We start from the raw sequence: 3,454 nt of genomic DNA, 5'->3' as shown, positions 1-3,454 counted from the left end.
GGAGGGAAAACCAAGGCCCAACGAAGCGGACAGGTCCATTTCGCAAGCCGCAGGAGATCGCTTGTGAGACATGCAGGCTAAAAACTCGGGGATCAAGGCCACGACCGCATGGGCGGCTTCTTCCCCGTAGGCGTGACTCGTCCTTGCGCGCATTTCTCGAAAAGTCCGCCAAAGAGCCCAATCCCCCCGCAAGAGTTCCTGCTGATGGGCCGTTCGAATCAACTCGGCTAAGGCCAGGCCCTGAACCTCGGCCGGGTTCGGCGCCCGCTCCGCAAGAAAGCGCCGGAGAGTCTTATGCGCAAGCTCGTAGGTAAACTCAAAGCGCTGGATCAACCCATCGCGCAACTGGAGATCGGTGCTCTCCGCCTGGGAGCGTTGTAAGCCCTCTTCGAGCCTGGCGACCGCCTTTTCCAACGATTCGATCGAGATCATGGTTTTCGACGCTTCGCCATTGTCCTCGGGTCCGCCTGGTTCCATCCTAAACCAGGCGCATCCACAAATCGAACGCCGCCGGGAAACAGCCCGGTTTTGCAAACAGTCTCAGCCTCATTTGCTTAAATGTGTCCTATCAGTCTAATACGATAGACTTATTCTCGACATTTTCGCCACGGAGATCCCAGATACCGACCTTTTGCCGTTCTGCAGGAATTCAATCCTTGGTGGAACGGAAAGGCAGTCACCGATCGGCCCGAGTGGGAGCGTGCGGCTGCCCCACCACGGTGGACACGGGTCGAGAATCCGCAGGCCAAGCGTTCGCTCCTGCTCCTCTGTGGCTGACAGGTGGGCCAGACCATCCGTCGCATCGGGAAAGAGCGCTTTCCCGGAACAGGGATATTTTACGCGGCAGGCTGCTTTCCTCCCCGATCCCGCGCGACCTGCTCGGAGATCCAGGCGTAGGTGAGCGCAATCCCCTTTTCCAACGGCTGCGAGGGCGCCCAGCCGAGCTTTTCCCGGATGAGCCGGTTGTCCGAGTTCCTTCCCCGGACCCCCAAGGGTCCCGGAATATGTCGGATCGAGATCTTCTTTCCCGCGACCTGCGCGATCATCTGAGCCAAGTCGTTGATCCGGATCATCTCCTCGGAGCCGATGTTGACCGGCCCAGGGAACTCGGAGCGCATCAGCCGGATGCTCGCTTCCAGGCACTCGTCGATGTAGAGGAAGGAGCGGGTCTGCTGGCCATCCCCCCAAACCTCGATCTCCCCGCCCTCGGGGATCTGCGCGATCTTCCGGCAGAGGGCGGCGGGAGCCTTCTCCCTCCCTCCCTTCCAAGTCCCTTCGGGCCCGAAGATGTTATGGTAGCGGGCCACCCGCACCTCCATCCCGTAGTTCCGGGCGAAGGCGAGGTAGAGATGCTCGCTGAAGAGCTTTTCCCAGCCATACTCGCTGTCGGGAGCGGCCGGGTAGGCGCTCTCCTCGGTGCAGAGCGGATTCTCCGGGTTTTCCTGGTTGTAGGCCGGATAGATGCAGGCCGAGGAGGAGTAGAAGATCCGCTTGACCCGCCTCCTCCGGCACGCATCGAGCATGTTGAGGTTGATCGTCGCCGAGTTGTGGAGAATGTCCGCATCGTGCTCGCCGGTAAAGACGAAGCCCGCTCCCCCCATATCGGCCGCCAGCTGGTAGACCTCGGTGAAGCGCCGGTCGACGACCAGTCGGCAGAAATCCTGGTCCCGCAAATCCCCCTGCACGAAATCGTCGGCCTCGGTCGGGGCGAACTCGGGGAACTTGAGATCGACCCCCCGGACCCAAAAGCCCTCTCTCTTGAGCCTCCGTACCAGGTGACTCCCGATGAACCCTCCCGCTCCGCAAACCAGTGCCTCCGGCATGATTCCTCCTTGTTGCTCCGCTTTTGATCCTCCTCTTCTGAGGCCGGAGGGTCCGCTGGTCAAGTCCGCGCAGAGCCCGAAGAGGCTCCTCTGCCTGAGGATCGAGTGCTATCCCGCTCCTTTCCGAGAAACCAGTTCCTCAAGCGCCCGCTCCATTCCGGAGAGAGCGGCCTCCCGCGACCAGCGGGCCTCGGCATAGTTCCGGCCCGCAATCCCCATTCGGCGTCGTCGCTCGGGATCCCGCCAAAGATTCAAGACCGCCTCGCCCAGCGCCTTGCCCTCCTCCGCCGGAACGCTCACCCCCGCGCCCGCCTCCTCGGCCACCCGTGCCACCTCGCTTCCCGAGCTCACCGAAACGACCAAGGGCCTCCCGGCGGCCAAAAGGGTCATCACCTTCGAGGGGAAGACGATATCCCCCACCTCCCGCTTCTGGGTGACCAGGCAGAGATCCGCCGCAGCCAGCATCCGCTGAAACTCCTCCCGCGGCAGGAGGGGTAAAAACGCCAGGTTCGCCAGCCCCATCGCGCGAGCCCGCTCCTCGAGAGCCGGCCGGGCCGCCCCATCCCCGACGAGCAGGTAGAGAACTTCGGGATGGGCCGCCGTCGCCCGGGCAGCCTCCAGCACGACCTCCAAGCCCTGCTTGACCCCCATGTTGCCCGAGTGGACGACCAGGAAACGATCCTGCCATCCTCTCTCCTCACGGAAAGTGCTCCTCCCACTCTCCAGGGGGATCGCAAAGAGGCTAGGGTCGGCCCAATCGGGAAGAAGCAGGACCCTTTCCGGGGCGAAACCCTTCTCGAGGATTCTCCGCCGCATCCCGCCGGTCAGAGTGGCGACCCTTCCCGCTCCTGCGTAGGCCGCCTTCTCGATCCTATAGAGCAACGACAGAAAGGGTCCTGGCCGAAGCATCCCCAGATCGCGCGCCGCATCGGGCTGGAGATCGGCAACATGGAAGAGATAGGGCACCCCCCAGAGGCGCGAGAGCAGCCGGGCCGCCAGGCCCAAGGCCAACGGGGGAGAGACCACCCAAAGAACCTCCGGCTTCCGGGAGCCGAAGGCCCGCAACGTCGCCGAGGCGACGAAGCTCGCCTCATGGAGGATCCGCTTCTTGGCGTTGACCCGCTCGGGCACGTAGAGAGGAGAGCGGAGGATGCGGACTCGGTTCCGCTCCTCGGAAACAAAACCCTTGCCCCGGTACTCCTCGGCGACTTTCCACTGGGGATAGTAGGGGAGCCCCGTGACCATCGTCACCTCGTGACCTCGGCCTGCCAGGTACTCGCAGCGGCCCGTGTTAAAGACCGCGATCCCGGTCTCCTCCGGCCAGTAGTTGATCCCCAGGAAAAGAATCCGCATGGTTTACCCGATTCCCCGGCGCCGTTCGCGAACCGGGGGATCATAAGGCCTCTGCCCCGTTTGGCGAACCTAATGTGGAAGGCAGCTCCGCAACCGGTCGGCGTCCGGCTTTCCCCGCCGTCCTTCCTCCGATCCGAGGCCTTCCCCAAGGGGAGAACCCAAAGGAATCGGCCTGCTCTGACAGGCCGTGGCGCCGCAGGCCGAGGGGCGGCGGCTTCCGAACTCTTCCGGCGGATCCTCGATACGACCGGAACCTTTTTTGAACATCGCCGCCGGAA

General features: G+C 63.4%; 4 protein-coding genes. 1 reads left to right on the top strand and 3 read right to left on the bottom strand.

What is annotated here, in order from left to right; all coding sequences use genetic code 11:
• The 3 genes from MAMT_RS09830 to MAMT_RS09820 all read right to left on the bottom strand — a co-directional run.
• Window positions 1-432 (bottom strand): HI0074 family nucleotidyltransferase substrate-binding subunit (locus tag MAMT_RS09830; RefSeq protein WP_142660861.1); only part of this gene is annotated, 432 nt, incomplete at its 3' end.
• 404 nt (window positions 433-836) lie between these two features.
• The gene (locus MAMT_RS09825; protein WP_142660860.1) at window positions 837-1,823 is read right to left on the bottom strand and encodes an NAD-dependent epimerase/dehydratase family protein; all 987 of its coding nucleotides are present in this window, start codon (window positions 1,821-1,823) and stop codon (window positions 837-839) included.
• Between the two features lie 108 nt (window positions 1,824-1,931).
• Entirely contained in the window at window positions 1,932-3,176 is a 1,245-nt protein-coding gene (locus MAMT_RS09820; protein WP_142660859.1) for a WcaI family glycosyltransferase, read from the bottom strand.
• A 72-nt stretch (window positions 3,177-3,248) separates the two neighbouring features.
• Here MAMT_RS09820 and MAMT_RS11565 point away from each other — a divergent pair.
• On the top strand, window positions 3,249-3,454 hold a 206-nt coding region (locus MAMT_RS11565), incomplete at its 3' end, for a hypothetical protein (RefSeq protein WP_218579742.1).

Source organism: Methylacidimicrobium tartarophylax, from assembly GCF_902143375.2.
GTDB lineage: Bacteria > Verrucomicrobiota > Verrucomicrobiia > Methylacidiphilales > Methylacidiphilaceae > Methylacidimicrobium > Methylacidimicrobium tartarophylax.
This window is presented reverse-complemented; position numbering and strand designations above follow the sequence as displayed.